This is a genomic window from Micromonospora sp. D75 (assembly GCF_018070405.1).
GTDB lineage: Bacteria > Actinomycetota > Actinomycetes > Mycobacteriales > Micromonosporaceae > Micromonospora > Micromonospora chalcea.
In genome coordinates, this window is sequence record NZ_JAGPXV010000890.1 from 1 (window position 1) to 1800 (window position 1800).

Genomic DNA, 1800 nt, shown 5'->3' on the forward strand with positions numbered 1-1800 from the left:
CCTCACGTTCGTCAACGCCGGGCCGCTGCAACCGGCGGTGGCGGTGGCGCTCGGGTTGCCGGACGCCTACTTCACCGAATTCCGGGACGACATGCAACGCCGGCGGGACCAGCTCGCCGCCGGGCTGGCCGACGCCGGGTTCGGCGTGCTCGCGCCGGAGGGCACCTACTTCGTGACCGCCGACGTCACGCCGCTGGGCGGCCGGGACGGGGTGGAGTTCTGCCGGGCGCTGCCGGAGCGCTGCGGTGTGGTGGCGGTGCCGACGCAGGTGTTCTACGACGACGTGGAGGCCGGCCGCCGGCTGGTCCGGTTCGCGTTCTGCAAGCGGCCGGAGGTGCTGGCCGAGGCGGTGACCCGGCTGCGCGGTCTGCGCGGAAACTGAACCGCCCGCTGGAGGGAGATCCCCAGCGGGCGGGCGGAGTGGCTCAGGCGACCGGGCTGGCGGTGCGGACCTGTTCGGCGATGCGCTCGGCGACCTCGCGCGCGGTGTCCTCGGTGGCCGCCTCGACCATGACCCGCACCAGCGGTTCGGTGCCCGACGGGCGCAGCAGCACCCGGCCGGTCTCGCCCAGCTCCGCCTCGGCGCGCTCGACCTCGGCCCGGACGGCCGGTGCGGCGGCGCCGACGGTACGGTCGCCGACCGGCACGTTGATCAGCACCTGGGGCAGCTTGGTGACCACGGCGGCCAGCTCGGCCAGCGAGGTGCCGGTGGCGGCCATCCGCGCCATCAGGTGCAGGCCGGTCAGCACGCCGTCGCCGGTGGTCGCGTACGCGGGCAGCACGATGTGCCCGCTCTGCTCGCCACCGAGCGCCAGGCCGGAGGCGCGCAGCTCCTCCAGCACGTACCGGTCGCCGACCTTGGTCTCGACCAGCCGGATGCCGTGCTCGGACATGGCCAGCCGGAGACCGAGGTTGCTCATCACGGTGGCGACCAGGGTGTCCTGGGTCAGCTCGCCGGCGTCCCGCATGGCCAGCGCGAGGATCGCCATGACCTGGTCGCCGTCGACCTCGTCGCCGTCGGCGGTGACCGCGACGCAGCGGTCGGCGTCGCCGTCGTGGGCGATGCCCAGGTGCGCGCCGTGCTCGACCACGGCGGCGCGCAGCGCGTCGATGTGGTTGGAACCGCACTCGTCGTTGATGTTGAGCCCGTCCGGCTCGGCGTGGATGGCGATGACCTCGGCGCCTGCCTCGCGGTAGGCGACCGGGGCGACGTCGGCCGCCGCGCCGTTGGCGCAGTCGACCACGACCTTGATCCCGTCGAGGCGGTGCGGCACGGTGCCGACCAGGTGCTGCACGTAGTGGTCGGCGCCGTCGAGCAGGTCGTGTACGCGGCCGACGCCGGCGCCGGTGGGGCGCTTCCAGGCGGTGGTGGCGTTCGCCTTCACCGCCTCCTCGATCCGCATCTCGATCTCGTCGGGCAGCTTGTGCCCGCCGGCGGCGAACAGCTTGATGCCGTTGTCCGGCATCGGGTTGTGCGAGGCGGACAGCATCACGCCCAGGTCGGCCTTGGCCTCGGCGGTGAGGAACGCCACGGCCGGGGTGGGCAGCACGCCGACCCGGACCACGTTGGCGCCGGCGCTGGTGAGCCCGGCGACCACCGCCGCCTCCAGCATCTCGCCGCTGGCCCGGGTGTCCCGGCCGACCACCGCGAGCGGCGGATGGCTCTTGTCGGTCTCGGCCAGCGTGTGGGCCGCGGCCACCGCGACCGCAAGCGCCAACTCCGGGGTGAGATCCGCGTTCGCCCGCCCGCGTACGCCGTCCGTGCCGAACAACCGGCCCATACCCGCCAACCTCCGTGGA

At 74.2% G+C, this 1800-nt stretch carries 2 protein-coding genes; one reads left to right on the top strand and one right to left on the bottom strand.

Annotation, left to right across the window (positions count from 1 at the left end; translation table 11 throughout):
• Positions 1-382 (top strand): aminotransferase class I/II-fold pyridoxal phosphate-dependent enzyme (locus KBX39_RS30375; protein WP_210873843.1); only part of this gene is annotated, 382 nt, incomplete at its 5' end.
• Between the two features lie 43 nt (positions 383-425).
• Here KBX39_RS30375 and glmM read toward each other — a convergent pair.
• Entirely contained in the window at positions 426-1781 is a 1356-nt protein-coding gene (gene glmM, locus KBX39_RS30380; RefSeq protein ID WP_030501566.1) for a phosphoglucosamine mutase, read from the bottom strand.
• Positions 1782-1800 lie beyond the last annotated feature (19 nt).